The sequence below is a fragment of the Ruegeria sp. HKCCE4148 genome (genome assembly GCF_017872495.1).
Lineage (GTDB): Bacteria > Pseudomonadota > Alphaproteobacteria > Rhodobacterales > Rhodobacteraceae > Ruegeria.
Window position 1 is genome coordinate 878,773 of sequence record NZ_JAEDOS010000002.1, and the last position, 23,539, is coordinate 902,311.

Here is a 23,539-nt window from a genome sequence, read left to right on the forward strand (position 1 = left end):
CTGCGACCCCAATAGAAAGACCGAAAAACCTGCCATTTGCGCAACGGGTTAATGAAAGGAAACCTGACGTGAAGATCACCCGCATTGCTGCCTGGGAAGTCCCGCTGACCAGCCATGAAACATATTACATGGCAGATGGGAAAACCTGTGACACGACCATTTCGGTGGTTTTGCGTTTGGACACGGATACGGGCTTGTCCGGCTGGGGCGAAGTCTGCCCGATCCCGCATTACCTGCCCGCCTATGCCAAGGGCGTGATCCCGGCCATTGCCGAATTGGCTCCGGTGCTCATTGGTGCGGACCCGGTGGGGCCGGAAACCGTCATGGAGCAGGCCAACAGGTATCTTCACGGCCATGGTTACGCAAAATCCGCGCTCGATACGGCGCTGTGGGACCTGACCGGCCAAGCCGCCGATCTGCCGGTGCATCGCCTGCTGGGAGGTCGGCAGGTCAAGGACATGCCGCTTTATCACTCGATCACATGTGTGGCGCCGGACGAAATGGCGCGCATGGCACAAGATGCTTATGACAATGGGATGCGCCAGTTCCAGGTCAAGCTGGGCGCTGATGGCGACTGGCAAACGGATGTCGAGCGACTGGCCAAGGTGCGCGAAACCGTGGGTCCGGGCCCGCTGGTTTATGGCGATTGGAACTGCGGCACTGACGCGTTAACCGCGATCCGGGTTGGTCGTGCTGCGGCCCATCTGGATGTCATGCTGGAACAGCCCTGTGCCACGCTTGAGGAATGCGCCCACGTGCAGCGGACCACAGGCCTTCCGATGAAGATTGACGAGAACGCGCATGACATCGCCTCGATCTTCGCCGCGCATCAGGCCGGATGCATGCAGGCCGTGGCATTGAAACTATCCAAGATGAGCGGCCTGTCTGCCATGCGGCAAATCCGGGATTTGTGCCTGACGCTGGGCACCCAGATGTGTATCGAAGATACCTGGGGCAGCGACATCACCACCGCCGCGTTGCTGCATCTGGCCGCGTCCACACCTGCGCGTGGTATCATGAACACGTGCGACCTCAGCCACTATGTCGGCCCGCGTCTGGCCCCCGATGGCCCTGTACGCGAGAACGGCCGCATCACACCACCAGAAGGGCCGGGTCTGGGCGTCACACCTGATGCCGACGCTTTGGGCCAGCCCGTCACCATTATCGATTGATCCAAACCTCATCCCGCCGAGAGACCTGTTATGGAAGATTTCAGCAACGCCTTCCCCTCACATGATCCTGAATGGGTCAAGGACATGCATGCAGATCACTATCTGCAAAGCTGGTCGAAGCAAGGCAGCCGCCCACGTGTCATCACCGGCGCGCAAGGCAGCTGGTTCTGGGACAGCAACGGCAAACGCTATCTGGACTTTCAAAGTCAATTGGTGAACGCCAATATGGGTCACCAGCACCCCAAGATCGTACAGGCGATCAAGGATCAGGCGGACAAGCTGTGTTATATCGGCCCGGCGATGGGTTCGGATGTGCGCTCGGAAATGGCGGCGATCATGAACGAGATCACGCCTGAAAACATAACCTCGACCTTTTTCACTACCGGAGGTTCGGCGGCGAACGAGACTGCGATCCGTCTGGCGCGGCACTATACAGGCCGGACCAAGATCATCGCGCGCTATCGCTCGTATCATGGGGCAACCGGGGGCACACTGTCCCTGACAGGCGACCCACGCCACCACCTGACCCGCGCCGATATGCCGGGCGTGGTGAGGATGCTGGACCCTTACGTGTATCGCCTGCCGACAGGCCACACCGATCCGGCGAAATGCCCGGTGGCCCAGGGCGGTCCGCATCTGGAAGAGATCCTGATGTACGAAAATCCCAACACGGTGGCGGCCGTCATTCTGGAACCGATCGTGGGCACCAACGGCATCATCGTTCCCCCGGATGGTTATCTGCAATCGATCAAGGAAACATGTGAAAAATACGGCATCCTGCTGATCGCAGATGAGGTCATGGCCGGGTTCGGTCGTACCGGAAAATGGTTCGCCGTCGATCACTGGGGTGTACAGCCGGACATCATCACCAGCGCCAAGGGCATCAACTCGGGCTATGTACCACTTGGTACCATGTCGGTCTCAACCAAACTGCATGACTGGCTGCGCGACTACCCGATGCCAGGAGGTCTGACCTACGCTGGGCATCCGCTGGCCTGCGCCTCAGGCATCGCTGCAATCCGCGCCATGCAGGACGAAGGCGCTCTGGAAAACGCAACCCTCATGGGTGAAAAGATGCGGGCCGAGCTGGCCAAAATGGCAGAAAAGCACCCCAGCATCGGGGATATTCGCGGTAAGGGCATGTTCAACGGCATCGAACTGGTCAAGAACCGCGACACGCGCGAACCATTGGTGCCGTTTGCAGCGAAGGGCCCGGATGCCAAGCCAATGTCGGATATGATGAGCTTTGCGATGAACGAAGGGCTGTACCTGTCCTTCTATTCCAATGTCGTCCGCCTGACCCCACCGCTGAACATCAGCGAAGAGGATCTGATGACGGGTCTGGAGATCCTGGATCGAGCCCTCGATATCGCGGACCGCGAATGTGTTTGAGCGTGACTTTGCGAGGTCAATGAAATGACCAACTATGGTGTCATCATTGTCGGGGCGGGGCAAGCGGGTTGCTCCGCCGCAGTCAAACTGCGCAATCTTGGCTATGACAAGCCAATCGCCCTGATCGGAGAGGAGGCGCACCCACCCTATCAGCGCCCGCCCCTATCCAAAGCGTATCTGTTGGGCAAGCTGCCTCGGGACCGCTTGTTCTTGAGGCCCGAGAGTTTCTTTGATGAGCATCAGGTTGACTTGCACCTGAATCAGCGGGTGACGGACATTTCTGTGGACGATCAGACACTTGTCTGTGACGATCAAACACTGGCCTTTGAACACCTAGTCCTCGCGACAGGCTCAACCCCCAATCGTTTGCCCGAGAGCATAGGTGGAAGCCTGACTGGCACCTATACGATCCGAGGGATTGCCGATATCGATGCAATCGCACCGGAATTCAAGCAAGGTCGAAAGGTTGCCATCATAGGCGGAGGCTACATTGGCCTCGAAGTCGCTGCCGTTGCGGCAAAGCTGGATCTGGATGTGACTCTGATCGAAGCTGCACCGCGCATTTTGCAGCGTGTCGCGTCACCGGAAACCGCCAAGTATTTCCGCGAGCTGCACGATGCCAACAACGTCCGAATTCTTGAAGGTACCAAGATCGCACGCGTCACGGGAGAGGGCCGCGCAGACGGTGTCGAACTCGCCAACGGGGACGTTGTCCCTGCCGATTTTGTTGTTTTAGGGATTGGCATTACCCCGAACACGGCACTTGCCGAGACAGCCGGAGTTACCGTCGAAAACGGCATCAAAACCGATGCGTTGGGCCGCACCTCGCATCCTTGTATCTGGGCTGCGGGGGATTGTGCGACGTTTCCCCATGGGAACGCCCAGATCCGATTGGAGAGCGTTGGCAATGCCATTGATCAGGCCGAAACGGTAGCCGAAAACATCATGGGTGCCACCAAACCCTATAAGGCGAAGCCCTGGTTCTGGTCGGATCAGTATCACGTCAAGCTTCAAATCGCCGGATTGAATGCCGGCTATGATCAGGTCGTCTCACGCGAAGGTGACGATGGGTCGTACTCGGTATGGAACTATTGTGAAGGGAAACTCATTGCGACCGACGCAATGAACGACCCGCGCGCCTACATGGTTGCAAAACGGCTGATCGAATCCGGCAAGTCCCCGCATCCCGAGATGGTTGCAGACAGGGGTACTGATCTCAAATCCATTCTAAAGGTCTGAGGAAAGGCAAGGCAGCGTATGTATATTGAGTCCAAACCCATCACCCGTTGCCGGGGGGGTGAAAACCCAAGCGCTGTCGGGCATTCAGAAATCATTGCCCAAAAGCGCCACTTTTACTTTCTGCTGCTTCCAGGCACCAACATGTTGGATTTCGCGGCGGCAATCGAACCTCTGCGGGCGGCCAATTTAGTGACAGGTGAAACAGAATACACCTGGTCGGTCATGACCGAAACAGGCAGCAACGTAATGTGCTCGAACGGGATCGAAATCCCGACAGAGACCGGCCTTTCTATGACGCGGCATGCAGACTACGTGATCGTGTGCTCGGGGTACTCCGGCTATCTCGACGCTCTCCCTGAAACTCTGCAATGGTTGCGCAGACATTCCAGATTTGGCGGTCGGGTCGCGGCGATCGGAACCGGTGCATTTACCTTGGCGCGCGCCGGGTTGGCAACCGAAGCGCAACTGACGCTCCACTGGTCTCTGGCGCCGGTTTTTGAAGAGATGTTTCCAAAACTTGACTGCTTGTTGGTGCGTGTTGTGGCTGATGACAGTTTGGCGTCAAGCGCCGGGGGCACTGCCAGCCTGGACTTGACGCTTTCCATCATTGAATCGGACTTCGACAGTGGCACTGCCCAGAAAGTGGCGGACCATTGCCTCCATAACTTTGACAATCACAGCAACCGATCGCAACGCCAGACAATGTCAAAAATGGCTGGATCCCGAAACCCCGCTTTTCTGAGCATTCTCAAGAAAATGGAAGACTCACTTCAGGATCCGATCCCGGTTGATGAATTGATTCGAGAAGAAAAAATCTCGAGGAGGCAGATCGAACGGTTGTTCAACAAACACTTGAAGACCAGCCCGTCACGACACTATCGCAATCTGCGTCTGGACCGTGCGCGCGTGTTGCTGCATGGAACGGATTTGTCCATCATTGATGTTGCCGTCGCAACTGGGTTTGCCAGTATCGTCAATTTCTCAAAAGCCTACAAAGCGCGCTTTGGTGAGCGCCCAACCGCCGACCGGTCGATAGCACTGGCGTACAGCTGACCTGAGATGACAGCTCAAGGAAGCGAAACCAACGCGAAACCCGATATGCTGATCCGTTGGCTGGACGTTAAAGAGGGCAAGCGTTGTCATCCGCCCCCTCAATCGATCAGTATGGCGCGGCGTTGCACCCTGCATTCGCGTGACCAACGAAGAAGGATCCGTATTGATGCCGCACGACGTCGACTCTTGGATCGGACGCTCAGAAACGCGTACGGACACTTTGCGCACCGAACCTGCCCGGTTTATGCAGGCCACAATTGGCCGCGAACCGACATTGCAATGCGGCGACGCACTTCCACCTTTGTGGCATTGGCTTTACTTTCTCGAAGCAAAACCGCTGGGCGAACTGGGTCGTGATGGTCACCCAAAGAAAGGTGGTTTTCTGCCTCCGGTCGCTCTACCTCGCCGAATGTGGGCTGGCGGACGGTTCAAGTTCAAGGCAGCTGTCCCACTGGGCTCCCAGGCTAAGAAACGCTCTACGATAAAAAAGATAACCGAAAAGATCGGTCGCAGCGGGCAACTGTGTTTTGTGACGGTTCTACACGAGCTTTTTTTGAACGACGGAACGCTGGCCATAACTGAAGAACACGACATCGTTTATCGGGAAGACCCGCATCCCAATGCTCAAAAATCCTTGCCTATTCCTGCTCCGATCAATGCCGAAGTCTCTGAAATAATATCGCCGTCGCAAGTTATGCTTTTTCGCTATTCGGCCCTGACCTTCAACGGGCACCGGGTCCATTATGACGTAGACTATGCGCGCTCAGTCGAGGGGTATGACGGGTTGGTCTTTCATGGGCCGCTTACGGCAACGCTACTGGTTGATCTTGCGCAACGTACCATGGGAGCGACACCAAGAATCTTTGAATTCCGTGGAACTGCTCCTCTGGCGGGGATGACTCCGTTCCATATCGAAGGAACGCGTGAAGACAACACGATGCAGCTATGGGCTCGCCGCTTCGACGGGGCCAAAGCCATGCAGGCAAAAGCTACTTTCTAAGTTCCAGGACACTTGGCCAACAAACAATGTGGGCTGCGATAGCGCCTGCAGACTGGAACACCTTCGGGCAACTGTCATACTTTGGCTGTCGCAGATGGCGTGCAGTTTCCTGTTCCTTGATCATTTGGGTGATCTTTTTCTGGGTGCATCTGGTCTTTATTTGCCCATCCCTCAGTTGAGCGGACTAAACACTAATTTGGAGGAGATTCTGGGGCTCAGGCCAGGTGACTTGAACACACAACTTTGACGACAAAATATTGCCTGATGGCTCGATACGATTTGTAGCATGACCGAGTCTGAATTCTGAGCCTCAATGATCCGAACATAAGTTTACCCATGGTGGCGTACCGCCACAGTCACCAACTAGGCTTACTCAATCTGCTAACTGTGATCCCTTCAAAAGCAAAAGACACTTTTGCGCCATTGGGTTCCTTTGCCCAAATCGCGTTAACCGAGCATATACCTTGGTGGATGTTGAATGCCAGTCAACTGGCATCTCAACCAGATCACCACGCGCTAGGTAAGGGTCAATGAAACTAAGCCAACCCAAACCCAAACCCTGACCGGATGCCGCCGCTTCTAACAGATAGACATAGCTATCGAATTCTCCACAGATCGGCCAATCCGCATACTCGGGGTGCGCATCCCACCAGTCAATCCAATCCAACCAACCATAGTTCTCTTTCTGCAATCTCAGTAGCGGCGGTGCTTCGCATTCTCCCGACAGGGCGCTGACAGCGCGCCTAACCATTTCGGGCGTCCCAACCGGTTTGACCTTCTCTTCACATACCACAACATGTTCTGTGTCAGGCGCTGTTGCAGAGTATTCAAAAACAATATCACCGCCCGAATCGACTGCAGCTTGAACCAAATTATATTCAGCAGTCATGACACGCAGTTCGGCCTCATTTCCCAAAGCGTTCCGAAGGTATCCAAATCGCGGCATCAGCAACAAGTGCGAAACTGAATGAGAACATACCAGGGTGACCCTGTTATCGACTTGCTTCAAATCCTGAACCGCATTTTGCAATGCATCGAAACCTTGAACCACGCCGGCGTAAAACTGACTGCCTTTGGATGTAAGCGCTATCGGGTTTTTGTCGCGATCAAAGAACTCAACACCATATCGGATCTCCAAGTTTCGAATGTGGCGACTGATAGCGGGCTGTGACGTGTTCAGCTCTTCGGCGGCACGTGCGAACCCCTGCAGTCGCGCCACCGCCTCAAAGGCAACCAGCGAGCTTAGAGAAGGGATGTTGTATCTGCGATTAGCCATATCAATTCAGTTATGGCCGTGAGCACTTCAAAGCAATGCAAAACACAAGCGCCCGCAATCAATCCGGTCAACCGAGTTCGAAACCGGATTCAGTTGGGCAGACAATGAAAGGCTGTATAAAGCCTCTGTAATGCACAAACCCTAAGTTTCAGATTGTCCGGGTTTGCTTCACTTGTCCTTCGCATGAATTTGGCGCGGGGCTTGCTTGCTGGCACCCGTCAAAACACTGACCGTTCCGACTGGAATGCGCCTCACTCCTCACCCCGCTCAGACCTTTCGCGGGCGTTGCATAAACGCTGCATTACGCTGTCCAGCCCTGTCTTTACGGCCTCTGTACCTCCTGCTTCAACAAAGACCTGAAACAATTGTGCGTTCAGCCCAGCCGGGGTCGAATGCTCGATCCGCTGCGCGTCATAGGATTTTTCACAATCCTTCATCGCGGTCTGCGCCAGCGCTGCAAAAACGCCATTCAGGTAGCGTTGCGAATCCACCTGCTTAATTCCGTTTGATTGCATCCAGGCCGAAGCGATATCCAAAATACCAAAGTACGTTCCCATCAGCGCACTTGCGGCGGCAAAGGCATCGAATTCTTCCACTGTCTGGGCACTGACCACAGTTCCCAAGGGGTTAAAAAGCGCCTCGCCTATCGGGTCATGTGGAAACAGGACAGTCACTCCGCGGTGCTGTGCGACTGCGGGCAATGGGATTGCTCGGAACAGTCGTACAGGTGCGCCAATCCAGTCTTGCAAAGCATCATGCGTCAACGTGGCGATCAGGCTGCAGACGTGCTGACCCTCGGAAAACGTGAGCGGGCGCAACACCGCTTGGGCATCCTGCGGGCGGACAGCCAAAAACACCAGATCCGAATTATCAACAACCGATTGCGCGGAATCGCAGATCTGCACAAGATCGCTAGTTGCAGCCAGCCGCGCGGACGCTCGGCGATTGCGTTTGGTCACATGAACCTCAGCAATCTCCAGGTCGGTCGCCAAAAGGCCGCTTACCACCGCCTCGGTGATCACGCCCGTTCCGATAAATCCTAGTCGCATATGCGTTGCCCTATTTCTTTTAGATCGCCACGAGGGGGCTGGATCTTTCAAATAATGTGAACAGATTGACCCCAAGCCACCTGTTCAAGCCACAAACTCTCAAAATCTCGCCGGATATCACCTTCAAACCCACCAGAAGAAGGGCGGCAGCTAGCCTCCCCAAGTGTCCGATAGTGTGAACCCATTCTGAAACGGGTCGGTAGGATCAAGACCAATTTGGCTCAGGCCATAAATCCAACATTGACCGGAAACGCGGTTTTGCGTTGCAGGGTAGCTTCCAATGACTGCATCGGAGATAAATTCCGTGGTGAATTCCCCGCCAATTATGGAGCGCGAAACCAGTTTGTCGCCCGGTTCCACAAATCCGCCGGCATGTCGGGCAGCCATGTTTGCATTTGACCCGGTGCCACAAGGAGACCGATCCACACGCCCGGGACGCATCGTCGTGCAGGTTCGAATGGCCCCGTCATCGTCTTCGCCACGGAACATGACATAAGCCAGCCCATCCAGAGCTGGCGTCGTTGGGTGTTTCACCTCGATGCTGGACGCGATCCGTTCCCTCAAAGATACGCCGTTCATGGCTAATGCGCGTGCATTCTCAGGTGATATGGTAAGCCCCATTTGTTCCACATCTACCAACGCATAAAACACGCCGCCAAAGCAGATATCATACGTGATCTGCCCCCGATCGGGTGTGTCGATGACAGCAGCTTTGGTCAAAACGAAGGAAGGCGGCATGTCCAGCGCCACGTTGATGACCTTGCCATTCTCGCATCGGGCGATGGCACGCACTAACCCGGCTGCGGTATCCAGCACGACCTCGGTCTCAGGGTCAACCATCTGTTTCATGCCGGTTTCCAGAATGGCCGTCACGGCGCACATTGCATTGGAACCTGACATCGCGTGTGCCTGATCGGGCTGCAAGACGATAAAGCCTGTATCGGCCTCCGGTTTAGTGGCTGGAAGCAACAGAACCACAGAGCGCGCAGGGCCTGAACGCGGCTCAGAACACAACAGTCGGCGCAAGTCGTCATCCACCTTGTTGATATAGTCAAGCTTGTCAGCCATCGTCGCGCCGGGGATGTCCAGCATGCCTCCTGTTACCACACGGCCAATCTCACCGGCGCAGTGCACGTCGACCAATTGCAATGTTCGTGTCCAACGCATCGGGTCCTCCTTTCAAGCTACGGCCTGAGCGCCCGGAATCTCGAAAACGGATCCGCACAAATACCCTGCCCCTTCGGACCACACAGATCAGAAAACTGCGCAGCAGTACACATGCGCCTGTGCCCACCAGTTCGTGGGTGGTTGCCGATCCAACGAACTCTATTGTCGCCGACAAACGCAAGGCTCGAGCGCGTCTGAATGCCATGCCTCGACCTTTCAGATAACGGCGCGATGGTTTGGAACGACCATATGTCGTGACCTGCTCTGTCTCGAGGCAATTATTTAACCGCCACTCTTCCAACAATCCGTCAACACCAGACTGCTTGTATCTGCCTCAGGGTGCCTGGGTGAAGGTTGGTCGCGAGGCTCCTTAAGAAAAGAAGCGGTCACGCAGTACTGGTTGCCAGTTCCATTTCAAGCACAAGGCTTCGTTCAGCGAAACACCCGGCAGACTAACTTGGTGCCTGGAAAACCGGGTCAAAAAGCGTAGCGTGTGCCGGTTTCCGTATAATTCTGGTTTAAGTTTAGGTCTGCTTTCCTGCTGTTGCGAATAACAAGCTGGGCATTGGGCAGATCGTTAGATTTAGCACGTCGAAGCGCGGATTTTGGGTCAAATCCATGCTTTATCCATCGCTGTTGCAGCCTGCTTTCGAGTTCTTCCAAAGTTGGGCTTATGAAAACCGTTGCAGCATACGCATCCGCCACTGTCCTCCACGGGTCGCTGTCCATCAGAAGGTAGTTTCCTTCTACAACAACAACTGGCGTTTCAGGGTGAACAGCAATCGCGTTTGCGATGGCAATATCCATATGGCGGTCGAATTTTGGGTAAAAGAGCTCATGCCGTGCAGACTGAAGCCGTCTGATTGCATCGCAAAACCCAATACCGTCGAAGGTTTCTGGCGCGCCTTTTCTCGGCAGCAGACCGCGCGGTTCGAGTACACCGTTGTCCAAATGGTAGCCGTCCATCGGGATCAGAGTCGCAAACGGAACCACCGAGTTTTGCTGAGTGTTCAGCGATTTTACAACGGTTTCTGCCAAGGTCGATTTACCGGACGCAGGAGGGCCGGCAATTGCAACAATCGTCCGGACCTCAACCTGCCTCCGGGAGGAAATCAAATCGCAAACGCGCTCTACGTCCTGCTTGATCACGCGGCGTCCTCTTTCGGGGGCTCTTTGGCGCCGGTCATGAAGGCGACGGCGTCGGACATCGTATAGTCCTTGGGATCGATCGTGCAGAGCCGTTTGCCTAGTCGGTGCACATGGATGCGATCTGCAACTTCAAAGACATGCGGCATGTTGTGGCTGATTAGGATGATCGGAATGCCACGCGCGCGTACATCCTGAATAAGTTCAAGCACCTTGCGGCTTTCCTTGACCCCCAAAGCAGCCGTCGGTTCGTCCATGATAATGAACTTGGTCGCGAAGGCGGCTGCGCGGGCAACGGCAACACCCTGGCGCTGTCCACCCGAAAGCGTCTCAACCGCTTGGTTGATGGATTGAACGGTCATCAGCCCAAGCTCGGTCAGTTTCTCACGAGCGAACTTTTCCATTGCAGGTCGGTCAAGCTGACGCAGGTATTTGCCCATGAAGCCCTGTTTGCGGATCTCGCGACCCATGAACATGTTGTCCGCAATGGATAACGCCGGGGACATCGCAAGCTGCTGATAGACGATCTCAATCCCCATGTTGCGAGCGTCGATCGGTGAGGTGAAGTTGACTCTCTTCCCTTCGATCAAGATCTCACCCTCATCCGGGATCGTAGCGCCGCAAATCGCCTTGACGATAGACGACTTGCCCGCACCGTTGTCTCCGATGACCGCAAGGATTTCACCTTGGCGCAGCTCAAAGTCGGAATGGTCGATGGCGGTGACGTGGCCATAGCGCTTCACGATCCCGCGCCCTTGGACGACTGGAGTTGTGTCTGACATCAGCCCGATACCTTTCTGATCCACTGGTCGACTGCGACTGCTGCGATGATGAGAAGCCCGATAAGCAAGAAGGTCCACTGCGCATCTGCGCCAAGCAACCTCAGCCCGAGGGTGAAGACACCCACGATCAGCGCCCCGAACAGGGACCCCAGAATGGAGCCACGGCCGCCGAACAAAGAAATACCTCCGATCACGACAGCGGTGATGCTTTCAATGTTGGCCAATTGGCCGGAGGTTGGTGAGACCGATCCGATGCGCCCGATCAAAGCCCAGCCCGCAAAAGCGCAGATCAGACCGGACAGCATGTAGACGGACATTAGGGTTCTGTGGACGTTGACACCGGACAGCTCGGCGGCCTCGGGGTCATCCCCTACGGCATATACGTGTCGGCCCCACGCTGTGTGTTTGAGCGCATAAGCCAGCACAAAGATAAGCGTGAGCATGAATATGACGCCAACGGTAAAAGTCGCCCCGCCAATGCTGAACTTTGTTCCGAAGAACTGAAGGAAGGGGGCGTTGGCTTCGATATCCTGACTGCGAATGGTTTCGTTCGCAGAGTACAAAAAGTTGGTCGCAAGAACGATCTGCCACATCCCGAGTGTGACAATGAAGGGGGGCAGCTTGACGCGACTGACAAGCCAACCGTTCAAAGCTCCGATCATCGTGCCAACGGCCAGACCGCACATGACGGCAATTGGTACCGGAATACCGTAGCGGAAGGTGAATTGCCCCATAATGACAGAAGAAAACACCATGATCGCCCCGACGCTTAGGTCAATGCCGGCGGTCAGAATGACCAAACTTTGCGCTGCGGCGACGATACCTACAATCTGAACCTGTTGCAGGATCAGGGTCATTGCGAAGGGCGAGAAGAATTTTGAACCCAATAGCAAGCCAAAGATCAATATTGCTCCGACCAATACGATCAAAGGCACAAAAGATGGGTTGACGTGGAGAAGGTGCTGTAACTTCCCCAACATGCCGCGCCGGTGGCTCTCAAATTCAGCCACGGTCTCTTTCGGACTGGCAGCAGTCTCAAACTCCTGGGCGCCTCGTTTTGCTTCAGACATCTCTCCCCCTTCCCTAGCGCGCATCGCAGCCACGAGATCAGTTTAAAGGAAGTTTCGGTTTTTCGGTGAACAGAAAGGATGAGGCGCTGCGACGCGCCTCATCCAATTGGTGCTTGCTTAGCCCCAGCAGAGATCCAGGCCTTCGGCGACCGAAATAGACTCGACGCCGTCAACTGGTTGGTCGGTAATCAGTGCAACGCCGGTATCGTAGAAGTCTTTCCCGGGCGTATTTTCGGGCTTCACACCTTCGTCCGCCCATTTCTTGATGGCTTCGACACCCAGCGAGGCCATTAACAGCGGGTACTGCTGACTGGTGGCACCAATGACACCTGCCTCTACGTTTTGGACACCGGGGCAGCCGCCATCAACCGAGACGATCAGCACGTCGTTCTCACGTCCGATAGACTTCAGAGCTTCGTAAGCACCTGCCGCTGCTGGTTCATTGATCGTGTGAACGACATTGATTGTTGGATCTTTTGCCAGAAGGTTTTCCATTGCACGTCGGCCACCTTCCTCGTTGCCGTCGGTTACATCGCTGCCAACCAGGCGCGCATCGGTTTCGTCACCGATCACGTTGGGGTCGGCCAAGTCTACACCGAAGCCATCCAGGAAACCTTGGTTGCGAAGAACATCCACTGTTGGCTGGCTGACGTTCAGATCAAGTGTCGCAATTTTGGCGTCGGCAGCTGCATCACCCATTTTGGCCTTTGCCCATTGTCCGATCAGTAAACCAGCTTTGTAGTTGTCCGTGGCAAATGTAGCATCCGCCGAGTCAATTGGGCTCAGCGGTGTGTCCAGCGCAATCACCAGAAGTCCAGCGTCGCGCGCCTGCTGAACAGCCGGTACAATCGAGCTTGTGTCAGACGCCGTGAGCAGAATTCCCTTTGCGCCATCAAGAATGCAGGTTTCGATCGCCTGAACCTGAGTTTCGTGGTCGCCGTCGACCTTACCTGCAAAAGCCTTAAGCGTCATGCCAAGCTCTTCGGCTTTGGCTGTGGCACCTTCCTTCATCTTTACAAAAAATGGATTGGTATCCGTCTTGGTAATCAGGCAAACGGTTTCACCAGCCGCTTGGGCGGATGCTGCGGCCATCGTAAGCGCAGTCGCTGATGCGGCAATCTTGAATAGATTTCTCATGTTGTCCTCCCAGAAAATTGTTGTTGCCTCGCACGGCATGCCAGCAAGACCCGACCTCATCCTCCAATGAAGGTCTCAATCAGAGAACAGTGATTCTGGCCTCTCTGTCAATAAATAAATAAAGTTTATTTATTAATTTGCGCGGATGTCTTTTCATAAGAAAATAAGGCGTTTATGTTCAAACTTATGGAGAAAGAGGCTCTTAAATCACTGACCGGCGGGGTAAGTCAAAGCGGGGTTCGCGATCACAACGAACGTCTGATTTTGACGGTTTTACAGCGACATGGGCCCACCGCTGGCGCGGACGTTGCGCGGTTAACAGGCCTGTCTCCGCAAACTGTATCAATAATTTTGCGCAAACTTGAAAAGGACGGGATTCTCAAACGTGGAACCCCGTTGCGCGGCAAAGTGGGGAAGCCCTCAATCCCCATGGAATTGAACCCGGAAGGCATCTTGTCGGTGGGGATGAAGATTGGACGGCGTAGTGCCGATCTGCTGTTGATCGACTTTTTGGGCACGCCGCGCCGCCAACTCTCCACCACGTATGACTATCCGCTACCAGAGGTCATTTTCGGCTTTCTGGAGTCTGGGCTGGAGACGCTCCTCTCACACGAACCTCGGACTCTTCGGGACCGAGTGTGCGGTATCGGAATCGGTACTCCGTTCGAACTTTGGAAGTGGCATGACCTGTCAGGGCTTGCAGCCAAGAAATTCAGGTCGTGGAAAAACGTGAATTTCTTTTCCGAAGTTGCCAAATTCAGCGATCTTCCGGTCTTTGTCGTTAACGACGCTACTGCCGCGTGTCACGCAGAGCATCTCTATGGTCGCGGGGCCGAGTATCGCGACTATTTCTATTTCTTCATCGGCTCGATGATCGGCGGTGGCGTCGCGTTGAACGGCACGGTGTTCGAGGGCAACCAAGGCAATGCAGGTGCCTTAGGCGCGATGCGCACAACAGGCCCATTGGGTGAAAGCCAGCAACTGATCGACACTGCATCACTGTTTCTGCTCGAGGACAGGCTGATCGAAGCAGGTGTCGACCCTGGGGTTCTTTGGAGAAAGCCGCAGGATTGGAGCAGCATTTCCCGATATGTGGATCCATGGATCGGCACCACTGCGCAGGAATTGGCAAAAGCGGCATTGTCCATCTGCGCTGTCATCGACTTCGAAGCAATATTCATCGATGGCGCATTCCCACCCGAAGTGCGGGATGAACTGGTCGCCCGGGTTCGCCGGTATCTGGTCAATCAGGATAAACGGGGGTTGATCCCTCCGGTCGTCGAAGCTGCGGCGGTCGGAGAGAACGCGCGCGGAATTGGCGCGGCAAGCAGCCCGATTTTCCGCCAATTTCTTTTGAACACCAATGCTGGGCTTTCAAGGATGTAGCGAGCTCATCTCGCGATCATGCTTCGTGGCCCTTCAAGATACCCGGAAGCTGTCAAAGGCGATTTGGAGTTCCTTATTGCTACCGACAATTAACGCGTGTCCGACGGCAGGTTCTTATCTGGTACGCCGGGAGACACGCTCGCATTCAAGGCCCTGGACACCAGCCGCGACGAGATCGTGCGCTATATCGTCGAGCAAGGCATAACCAACCCCAAAGCACTCGCAAACTGGTCCTTTGCGCCGCTCGGCAACACGACAGTGTTGTTTGAAATCGGACCAAAGGCACAAGATTATCAAAACGATGTCACAGGGGGCACGATCGAGGATGCCGGAGACGGCACGGAAGGAAATTTGCATCCTAACTGTCATCTTAGGTACTGATCATTCCGCTAACATCGCCGAAAGCTCTTTCGCCCCTTTTTGCAGCGTGCCCAGAAACGACATCAGGCTTTTGACATCGTGACGTTGTGTCGGGGCATGAACCGAAAGCGTTCCAGCCAACCTGCCCTGCCCATCTTGAATCGGCACAGCAAGAGCTGTCATTCCGGCCATGAACTCCTCGTCATCTGTGGAAAAATTGTTTTCGGATATACGCCGGATTTCCGCTTGCAAAGCTTTGGGATCCGTCAACGAGTGTTCGGTCTGCGGCCGTAAGTTTCCTGCTGAAAGAAACCCATCCAGCGTTTTCTGCCGCAGTGTGGACAGATACATCTTGCCGCTTGCGGTGCAATGGAAGGGTACTTGCGTACCGACAGGCAACTGAATGCGCAAAGGCCACTTCGTTTCGACCCGGTCAAGATATATCATTCCCTCGCGGTCCGGGATAGCCAGATTGCAGGTCTCGCCCACTTCTTCCGCGACACTGCGCAAGATTGCCAAACGTGCTGTTCGCAGATGCTCTGACGACATCGTATTGACCGAAAGCAACCGTAACCGGCGACCTGGCCCATAAGAGCGACCGTCCAGATCGCGTTGCAGGAAACCTTCGGCTTCTGCTGTTTGCAACAAACGATGAATGGTTGGCTTGGCCAGCCCAAGTGTTTCGATCAAGTCCGATGGTTTGACGGCCACACCGCGCCGCGCCACCTCCTCAAGTATGAGAAGAAGGCGCAAGTTGGTCGGGATCTGAGTTTCTTTCTCTTGTGTTTCCGTTTCAGCCATCCCGTAACAGTCTAGCTATTTGGAAGTAGGATCAAGGCCAGATCGGGCACAAGCGACACCAAAATCCAAACCGACAGCAACGCCACCAGATACGGCACCGTGTATCGCAACAACCGGAAATAGGGTACGCCTGTCACGCCCGAAGCTACATAGAGATTTAGACCGTAAGGTGGTGTGATGAACCCGATAGATGCCCCAACCAGGAAGATCACCGAAAAATGAACCGGATCGATTCCAACCGAAGCTGCAATCGGGGCAAGGATCGGGGCAAGGATGATTGTGACTGGCAAACTCTCCAGCACCATGCCCGAAAAGAAGACGATGACCATCGAAGTGAACAGAACCGCATAATAGCCACCCATTGAAGTCACGAAATCGCCAATGGTTTGCTGCGCCCCTAGCAAGGACAGGATCTGTTGCATCACCACAGAAACAGCGATCAGCGGCGCAAGAATGCCGGTGATCTGCGCCGAACGGATCACGATCGACGGGATCTCGGGGATTGTGAAACCTTCAACCACGAACATTTCGGCAAAGCTTTTCTCGGTTGGTGGAATGTCATTCCGTGCGCCCATGATCCGATTGATCGGATAGCTGACCAGACCGGCAATGACGCAGAAGCCAACAGTTACACCTGCGGCCTCGGTCGGGGAAAACTTGCCTGTGTAAATGCCCCATAGCACCAAACCAATGGCGAAGAAACCAAGCCAAGCGCCAAACGCCGTTTTCAGGACACGGTTCAGCTGCAACGGGATCAGGTAGCCCCACCCGTTCATGCGGCAGATAATCCAGCAAGCAAATTGCATCCCGATAACCATCAGTGCGCCGGGTAGAATCCCTGCCACAAAAAGTTCGGAAATTGGCAGATTCATCAAAAACCCATAGACGATGAAGATGATTGATGGGGGAATGATGATCCCCACCGTGCCACCCGCTGCCGCAGTGGCCGCACTGAAACGTTCATCATAGCCGCCCTTGACCATCTCTGGATGCAGCATCGAGCCGATTGTCGCCGTCGTCGCCGAGTTCGACCCCGAGATCGCCGCAAACAACCCGCATGCCCCAAGCGAAGCCATTGCCAACCCGCCGCGTATCCAGCCCAGACAGGCGTAGGCAAAGTCACTGAGCCTTCGGGCAATGCCGGATTTGTTGATGAGGTCACCGGTCAGAATGAACAGGGGCATCGCCAAAAGAGCAAAGCCCTTGTTGAAGACATTGAGAAGCTCGGCACCCATGTTGTCCAGGGTGAGACCCAGCACAAAGGAGCAACCGATCACCCAATATCCAATGACCAGAAAAACGGGCACGCCCAGCATGAACAGAAAGGTCACGCCCAGCGAGATTAATGTCACCAAAGTTCCGTCAGCCATCAGTCTGCCCCAATCACGGCCTGCTTGATAAGCGGCTCACCCGTTTTCCAATTGTGAAGATCATCTGCCAGGTTCTGAAAGACCCGCCCAACCATCAGAAAGAAAGACAGCGGCGCAGCCAGAAGGAACCACCACTGCATGATGTTGTCCGTGCCCAGAACGATCTGGAAATTTGACGCCGACAACGCCACCAGACGCGTGGTGGTCACGATCACGATTACCGCAAAGCCAAACCACAAAATCGCATCAAGGATCAGACAGGTCAGCTGTCCGCCACGGGGCATAGCGGTTCGAAATTCGCTAAAGCTCAGATGAGTGCGCAGACGGACATTATAGGACGCGCCAAACCACGCCATGACCATGAACAAGAGCGGCGGGATGGTCGTCGACCACGGCTCCTGATCGTTAAAGACGAACCGATCAATAACACCCCAGAAGATGATCAGCGCGATAGCGAGATAGGAATACACCATCACCGACCGCTCCAGATGGCGTTCGACAAAGGGCACTGCCCGATAAATCAGCATGATCGCGACCCCGCCCAGGGCCGCGACGACCGCGCCCAATACCCAGGTCGCGTTCGATTCCAGCGCAGATTGAATCTCGAAGGAATCCTGGCTGAGAAAGGCGCTGAATATCGCGCCTGTTTCTGCCCAAAACGACATGTACCCCGTCCTCCCAGTCGGTTTTGCATCGAACCGGCCCGCTATGGGCCGGTTCGCAGAAGCTTATCAGGCCTGGCCCATCCACCAACGGCGTGGCTCGACATTCTCCGGCAGCATGTCTGCTGGAATCTCACGCGCGATGTCGTAGATTTCCTGATAGGTGTCGATGCCACCGGCCCATTTGTTCAGACGCTCACGCCACTGCGCCCAAGGTTCAGGGTTATAGTTGGGGGCACACATCTCTTCGGCCAGTTTGATCTGATCGTCGGGCAGGAAGGCCGGACGCACACCGTTCTCAGCAAAGATCGTGTTGGGCAATTGCGGCTCTGAGAACCCAACTGTGTTCAGCAGCGCGGCCTCGTTCGCACCCTGAATCAAAGCCTGAGTGAAGTAAGAGGACTCCATCACTGCATCCTGCAACTCGCCGCCCAAACCGTCAAAGACCTTGGCCGACATCGATGTATGCTCGGTTCCGCAGAAGAACTTCAGGTTGACCGACTGAGATACGACCGGCGCCATATTGGCGTAGGCTACAGCCGAGGCCCAAGTTTCGGCGCCGTCGATCAGACCGGTTTTCAAAGCGTCCAGCGTTTCTTCCCATGCCACCGGCACCGGATTCAGATTCAAGAGCTGCATGGCGATGCGGCCAAGCTGCGTGCCCGTCACGCGGTTCTTTGTGCCAAACAGCTCTTCCAGCTTGGTCACGGTCGGCTTGTCCGCAAAGGTCGAACCCATTTGCAGACCGCGTAGTTCGCAATGGGTGAACAGGAACTTTAACCCGTGCCGTTTTTCCAGGGGATCCCGCAGGATGCGCTGGCTCGCGGGGCTGTAGAAAAAGTGATACTGCGCCGCGCGGCTCGGGAACATGTAAGCATAATCCAACACGTTCAGGTAAGGTGCGCCACCGGCCGAGTTCTGGGTCGAGGCCGCGTAAATGTCGACGATCCCCTGCTGGGTCTTCTCGACACAGCTCAGCTGTCCGCAGATCTGATTGTCGCCGATGAACTCAATCCGGATCTCTCCGTCAGTGCGTTCCTCAAGATCACGCGCGAACTCGATCGCACCGGCGCGTTCGATCAGCAGGTTGCGAGTGTTGAATCCAGAAGCACCAAACTTCAGCGTGTGTTTCGGCTCTTTAGAAAAGCGCTTTTCATAGGTTGATTCGGCGGCCTGAGCCAGATTCGCCAAACTCATCGCTCCACCGAACCCGCCTGCTGCCAACAGTGTCGAGCTCATGCCGTAACGGCCCGCCACACGGAAGAAATCCCGCCGCGAAATACCACTCAGTTTCTTACCGATCTCCATTGCTTACCTCCCTGATTGCAATTATTGAGACGTTTTGTATCAAAAAAGGCTAGTATAATTCCTCTATCTTGCATAGAGTTTTTTTCAGCGGCATTGGGAGGAGGCGATAATGGAAGTGGATTATGCGATTGTCGGGGCCGGTTCCGCAGGCTGCGTGATTGCCAATCGGCTCAGCGCCGACCCCAACACGAGTGTTGCATTGCTTGAGGCTGGTGGCCGCGACAGCAACCCGTGGATTCACATCCCCGTTGGCTATTTCAAAACCATGCATAACCCCACGGTCGACTGGTGTTATCGCACCGAACCTGATCCGGGGTTGAACGGGCGCTCGATCGACTGGCCACGCGGCAAAGTGTTGGGCGGCTCATCCTCGTTGAACGGGTTGCTATACGTACGCGGTCAAAAGGAAGACTATGACCGCTGGCGGCAAATGGGCAATGAAGGATGGGGCTGGGATGACGTCCTGCCTCTGTTCAAACGCTGTGAAGATCAAGAGCGGGGCGCAGACGAATATCACGGTGTTGGCGGGCCTTTGTCCGTGTCCAACATGCGTATCCAACGTCCTATCTGCGACGCGTGGGTCGCCGCTGCACAAGCGGCAGGCTACCCGTTTAACCCCGATTACAACGGTGCCAAACAAGAGGGTGTTGGGTATTTTCAGCTGACTACGCGCAACGGCCGCCGATGCAGTGCCGCCGTGGCCTATCTAAAGCCCATAAAAGGCCGCCAAAACTTGAACATCATCACAAACGCGTTGGTGTCACGCGTGGTCATAGACAAGAAAAAGGCGACCGGTCTGGTATATCGGGATCGCTCTGGGGTCGAGCAAACGCTGAAAGTCCGTCGCGAAATCATTCTGTCAGGCGGCGCGATAAACTCACCACAGATTCTAATGCTTTCAGGGATCGGAGACCCGGACCACCTGAAAGAAAACGGTATTGAACCGCTGCACGCCTTGCCGGGTGTCGGCAAGGGCCTGCAGGATCACTTGCAGGCACGGCTGGTATTCAAATGCAATGAACCGACATTGAATGACGAAGTCCGCAGCCTCATCAATCAGGCGCGCATTGCCCTGAAATACGCGTTGTTCCGCGCAGGGCCAATGACCATGGCCGCAAGCCTCGCAACCGGATTCATGAAGACCCGCCCGGATGTTGAGACCCCCGATATTCAATTCCACGTTCAGCCCTGGTCCGCCGACAGCCCCGGCGAGGGCGTGCATCCGTTTTCCGCCTTTACAATGTCGGTTTGTCAATTACGCCCGGAAAGTCGGGGGGAATTGCGCCTTAACGGCCCGGATCCGTCTAAACATGTCAAAATAATTCCAAACTACCTGTCTACAGAAACGGATTGCCGCACAATTGTGGATGGTGTGAACATCGCGCGTAGGATCGCTAAACAGAACCCTCTGGCGTCAAAAATTTCAGAGGAGTTTCGACCAACGGCAGAGTTAAGCCACGATGACTATGAAGGCACGCTGGATTGGGCCAGATCGAACACTGCATCAATCTATCACCCAACCGGCACCTGCGCGATGGGCAGCACCAAGACATCGGTTGTTGATGCAAAGCTAAAGGTGCACGGGATACAAAACCTGCGGGTGGCCGATTGCTCGATCATGCCGGAAATCGTCAGTGGCAACACAAATGCACCAGCGATCATGATCGGAGAAAAGGCCAGTGATTTGATAAAGGCGGATGCATAACAACTGATCCTCCAGCCCCATAGTTCGGCTTGGCAACGGTGTGGGACAACAACGTTGTATTAAGTTGAGAGGCAGGAGTTGGGGATTTGAATTATCCTCCGAGTATTCGAACCCCTGATCGCAGCTTTGTATAGTTTACATCTTTGAGTTCACAGGGAAACTGCCCCGGCGCGGCGCATAACAGGACGTCTTGCGCGATGGGTTCAAAATCAGCTCGGAAGTGGGCTGTGCTTTTGACGCAAATAATCCGTGCCTGTTCAGGTTCGAGATTGAACAGCCGAATTTGCGCCAGATCCAGACATTGATTTCGAATGCTGGTTACTATGACATGAATTTGCGTTCCAATCAGCTGCAATGCCGTCGAGGGGCCCAGCGTTGCAATCCCGCCGCCATACATTTCGCCCGTGTAACGACATTGGCCATCGCTCAGATGATGCACACGCACATTTGCTAAATATGGCGTGTCACCGGGGCCGCGACCGCCAATTTCTGCCTCAAATTCTGCACCTGGACCCCTGGCATGGGCTTTTGCTGCCAATTGCGGATCATGCAACAGCCCAAGAATGGAAAGTGGGGTATTCTGAATAACAAGTTCACGCAGCAGCCCAGTGGTGTCCGCCGACGCACCGGCACCTGGATTGTCCTGTACATCCGCAATCACAACAGGCCCAGCGCCAGTTGCCTTTTGGGCGGTTTCGACTGCGTCCTCTGGCGTTAGCAAAGCTGTTTCAAACTGTGTTTCAGCAGCCTGCAACTTTGCAAAAACATGCCCGGCCATTGCCTCGGCGTCGGGCTGAGAGGAACTATACGCCAGCACGGATGGACCACAATCAGCTGTGTCCGCTGCGGTAAATCCCATGGCAAGTTCAACCAGTCGCGTGCCGGGTCCGTCGAACGCCTTCAGAGTTCCATACAGCGTTTGGGCTGGCGCCACTTCTGTATACTGGATGTGCAGCGGGATCAGATACTCCCCTTGTCTCCACGATTTCGCGGGTCGGCCATTTGCATGGATTTCGCGTATCATCCGATACGCCCGTGCGCCTGTGGCAGCCATATCAAGATGCGGGTAGGTGCGGAAAATGGTCATTGCATCCGAGTAATTCACCATTTGTTGCGAGATATTGGCATGCATATCAAGGCTTGCAACAAGCGGAAGATCCGGCCCAATGATCTGTCTGATCCGCGCCAAAAGCTCACCCTCGCCATCATCCCATGACTCTGTCACCATGGCACCATGCAGGTCCAGGTAAACACCGTCGAGCGGTGTCATTCCCTGAAGTTTGTCAGTTATGAGCCTCGCGATGGTGTCAAAGGCGCGGTCTGTTACCTTGCCGCCCGGTTCTGCTGCGCACCACAGAATGGGTAGTAATTCCACGCCTTCCGCCAACGCCGCCTTTGCGAATCCGGCGATGGGCAGATTCATACCATCGGTCACGCCCAAAACGTCCCGCCCCCGCAACAATTCTGGCCAGCTATCTGCCCGTTCAAAATCACTCAGTCGCGTTGGGCTTTCCACGAAGGTGTTGGTTTCGTGCTGAAATCCTGCAATTGCAATTCTCATCTAACTGGTCAGCCGTTTACTGCTGCACCAATTCGGCGCTTAAAATCTCGCGTAGTTTTTTCGCTACGACGTCAGGTTTGTGGCGTGTCATGGAAACATGTCCCAGCCCTGGGATCTCGTGGAATGTTCCGTTCTGCGCCAGGTCCGAAACAACCTTGCACATGACTGGAGCGGTCTGAACATCCTCAGAGAAAGCGACTACATGCATAGGGACCGGGCAGGTTTTCAGATCTTCGCGGCAATCGAAGTTCAGGCACGCTTCCCATTGATCGATTGTGGCTTGCGGATCGCGGTCGCGGAAGCGTTCGGTGTAAGATGCCTTGAGCTGTTCCCACAGTTCTGGTTCGTGCAGCGCTTTGGCTGGAAAGGCATAGACCGCATAGTGGGGGGCAAGAAAGTAGTCGGGTAGGGTTATGCCATCTTTTCGAAGGTCAATCTCGGCTTGCATCCAGTCGCGCGTGAACCCATCGATATAGGCGGAAGTTCCCATGGGAATGGCAAGTTGAACCTTGTCAGGAAAGTCGATCGCAGTTTGCTGTGTAACGAGGCCACCCAACGACAAGCCACATACAGTTGCGCGGCCACCCGCAAACGCATCGATCACCGCCGCACAGTCGGCAGCATAGTCGTTCATCGCCCAGGGAGGCGGGGGTGATTGGGTCTCGCCCGCACCGCGAGGATCATAGGTGATGCAACGAAAGCTGTCGGATAAGCGCGAGAACTGTTCTGAATAGGCTTCAGCAGTTTGGTCCCCACCAGGAACAAATACGATAGCAGGCCCCTCACCTTCGGTAACAACGCGCATGGTCACACCCCCGACCGATAGTTGATGAGTCTCGGCCCGCGGTCCAAACTGCAAGAATACCGACATCCTTCGTCTCCTGTTATTATACTGCTGACAGC

Annotated in this window: 21 protein-coding genes; 8 read left to right on the plus strand and 13 right to left on the minus strand. The window is 55.0% G+C overall.

Annotated elements, in window-relative coordinates:
- The first annotated feature begins 68 nt into the window (after positions 1–68).
- The 5 genes from I9187_RS09175 (at position 69) to I9187_RS09195 (ending at position 5,856) form a co-directional block, all read left to right on the plus strand.
- Complete coding sequence (locus I9187_RS09175; protein ID WP_171176495.1) at positions 69–1,172, plus strand: mandelate racemase/muconate lactonizing enzyme family protein; 1,104 nt, start codon at positions 69–71, stop codon at positions 1,170–1,172.
- A 30-nt stretch (positions 1,173–1,202) separates the two neighbouring features.
- The gene (locus I9187_RS09180; RefSeq protein WP_171176493.1) at positions 1,203–2,564 is read left to right on the plus strand and encodes an aminotransferase class III-fold pyridoxal phosphate-dependent enzyme; all 1,362 of its coding nucleotides are present in this window, start codon (positions 1,203–1,205) and stop codon (positions 2,562–2,564) included.
- Between the two features lie 24 nt (positions 2,565–2,588).
- Positions 2,589–3,803: an FAD-dependent oxidoreductase gene (locus tag I9187_RS09185; protein WP_171176491.1), complete on the plus strand. Its 1,215-nt coding sequence runs from the start codon at positions 2,589–2,591 to the stop codon at positions 3,801–3,803.
- Positions 3,804–3,821: 18 nt separating this feature from the next.
- Positions 3,822–4,856: a GlxA family transcriptional regulator gene (locus I9187_RS09190; protein WP_171176489.1), complete on the plus strand. Its 1,035-nt coding sequence runs from the start codon at positions 3,822–3,824 to the stop codon at positions 4,854–4,856.
- Between the two features lie 166 nt (positions 4,857–5,022).
- On the plus strand, positions 5,023–5,856 hold the full coding sequence (locus I9187_RS09195) for a MaoC family dehydratase N-terminal domain-containing protein (protein ID WP_171236240.1): 834 nt from the start codon (positions 5,023–5,025) through the stop codon (positions 5,854–5,856).
- A 373-nt stretch (positions 5,857–6,229) separates the two neighbouring features.
- Here I9187_RS09195 and I9187_RS09200 read toward each other — a convergent pair whose 3' ends face one another.
- The 7 genes from I9187_RS09200 to I9187_RS09230 all read right to left on the minus strand — a co-directional run bounded on the left by I9187_RS09200 (position 6,230) and on the right by I9187_RS09230 (position 13,438).
- Positions 6,230–7,132: a LysR family transcriptional regulator gene (locus I9187_RS09200; RefSeq protein WP_171238008.1), complete on the minus strand. Its 903-nt coding sequence runs from the start codon at positions 7,130–7,132 to the stop codon at positions 6,230–6,232.
- 251 nt (positions 7,133–7,383) lie between these two features.
- On the minus strand, positions 7,384–8,181 hold the full coding sequence (locus I9187_RS09205) for a pyrroline-5-carboxylate reductase (protein ID WP_171176483.1): 798 nt from the start codon (positions 8,179–8,181) through the stop codon (positions 7,384–7,386).
- 150 nt (positions 8,182–8,331) lie between these two features.
- On the minus strand, positions 8,332–9,348 hold the full coding sequence (locus I9187_RS09210; protein ID WP_209940146.1) for a proline racemase family protein: 1,017 nt from the start codon (positions 9,346–9,348) through the stop codon (positions 8,332–8,334).
- 477 nt (positions 9,349–9,825) lie between these two features.
- Entirely contained in the window at positions 9,826–10,299 is a 474-nt protein-coding gene (locus I9187_RS09215) for a hypothetical protein (protein ID WP_171176479.1), read from the minus strand.
- Positions 10,300–10,493: 194 nt separating this feature from the next.
- Complete coding sequence (locus I9187_RS09220) at positions 10,494–11,276, minus strand: ATP-binding cassette domain-containing protein (protein ID WP_171176477.1); 783 nt, start codon at positions 11,274–11,276, stop codon at positions 10,494–10,496.
- The gene (locus I9187_RS09225; RefSeq protein ID WP_171176475.1) at positions 11,276–12,346 is read right to left on the minus strand and encodes an ABC transporter permease; all 1,071 of its coding nucleotides are present in this window, start codon (positions 12,344–12,346) and stop codon (positions 11,276–11,278) included. The genes I9187_RS09220 and I9187_RS09225 overlap by 1 nt, the downstream gene beginning before the upstream one ends.
- Positions 12,347–12,463: 117 nt before the next feature.
- Entirely contained in the window at positions 12,464–13,438 is a 975-nt protein-coding gene (locus I9187_RS09230; protein ID WP_245223183.1) for a sugar ABC transporter substrate-binding protein, read from the minus strand.
- 231 nt (positions 13,439–13,669) lie between these two features.
- On the opposite strand from I9187_RS09230, the gene I9187_RS09235 reads away from it, so the two are divergent.
- Entirely contained in the window at positions 13,670–14,869 is a 1,200-nt protein-coding gene (locus I9187_RS09235; RefSeq protein ID WP_171177281.1) for an ROK family transcriptional regulator, read from the plus strand.
- Positions 14,870–14,965: 96 nt separating this feature from the next.
- Complete coding sequence (locus I9187_RS09240; RefSeq protein WP_171176471.1) at positions 14,966–15,250, plus strand: hypothetical protein; 285 nt, start codon at positions 14,966–14,968, stop codon at positions 15,248–15,250.
- On the opposite strand, the gene I9187_RS09245 is transcribed toward I9187_RS09240, so the two are convergent.
- The 4 genes from I9187_RS09245 to I9187_RS09260 form a co-directional block, all read right to left on the minus strand.
- On the minus strand, positions 15,251–16,030 hold the full coding sequence (locus tag I9187_RS09245) for an IclR family transcriptional regulator (RefSeq protein WP_171176469.1): 780 nt from the start codon (positions 16,028–16,030) through the stop codon (positions 15,251–15,253).
- Positions 16,031–16,041: 11 nt separating this feature from the next.
- Positions 16,042–17,400 carry a TRAP transporter large permease gene (locus I9187_RS09250; RefSeq protein WP_171176467.1) on the minus strand — a complete coding sequence of 453 codons (1,359 nt, stop codon included), beginning with the start codon at positions 17,398–17,400 and terminating at the stop codon, positions 16,042–16,044.
- The gene (locus I9187_RS09255; protein ID WP_171238007.1) at positions 17,400–18,065 is read right to left on the minus strand and encodes a TRAP transporter small permease subunit; all 666 of its coding nucleotides are present in this window, start codon (positions 18,063–18,065) and stop codon (positions 17,400–17,402) included. The genes I9187_RS09250 and I9187_RS09255 overlap by 1 nt, the downstream gene beginning before the upstream one ends.
- A 66-nt stretch (positions 18,066–18,131) precedes the next feature.
- Positions 18,132–19,370, minus strand: a complete 1,239-nt coding sequence (locus tag I9187_RS09260) for a TRAP transporter substrate-binding protein (RefSeq protein ID WP_171176463.1) — start codon at positions 19,368–19,370, stop codon at positions 18,132–18,134.
- Positions 19,371–19,479: 109 nt separating this feature from the next.
- On the opposite strand from I9187_RS09260, the gene I9187_RS09265 reads away from it, so the two are divergent.
- Positions 19,480–21,075: a choline dehydrogenase gene (locus I9187_RS09265; RefSeq protein WP_171176461.1), complete on the plus strand. Its 1,596-nt coding sequence runs from the start codon at positions 19,480–19,482 to the stop codon at positions 21,073–21,075.
- A 91-nt stretch (positions 21,076–21,166) separates the two neighbouring features.
- Here the strand turns inward: I9187_RS09265 and I9187_RS09270 are convergent, their stop codons facing one another.
- Positions 21,167–22,636 (minus strand): M81 family metallopeptidase, encoded by a 1,470-nt coding sequence (locus tag I9187_RS09270; RefSeq protein WP_171176459.1) that lies wholly within the window; start codon positions 22,634–22,636, stop codon positions 21,167–21,169.
- A 16-nt stretch (positions 22,637–22,652) separates the two neighbouring features.
- Positions 22,653–23,507: an alpha/beta hydrolase gene (locus tag I9187_RS09275; RefSeq protein WP_171238006.1), complete on the minus strand. Its 855-nt coding sequence runs from the start codon at positions 23,505–23,507 to the stop codon at positions 22,653–22,655.
- Between the last annotated feature and the right edge of the window lie 32 nt (positions 23,508–23,539).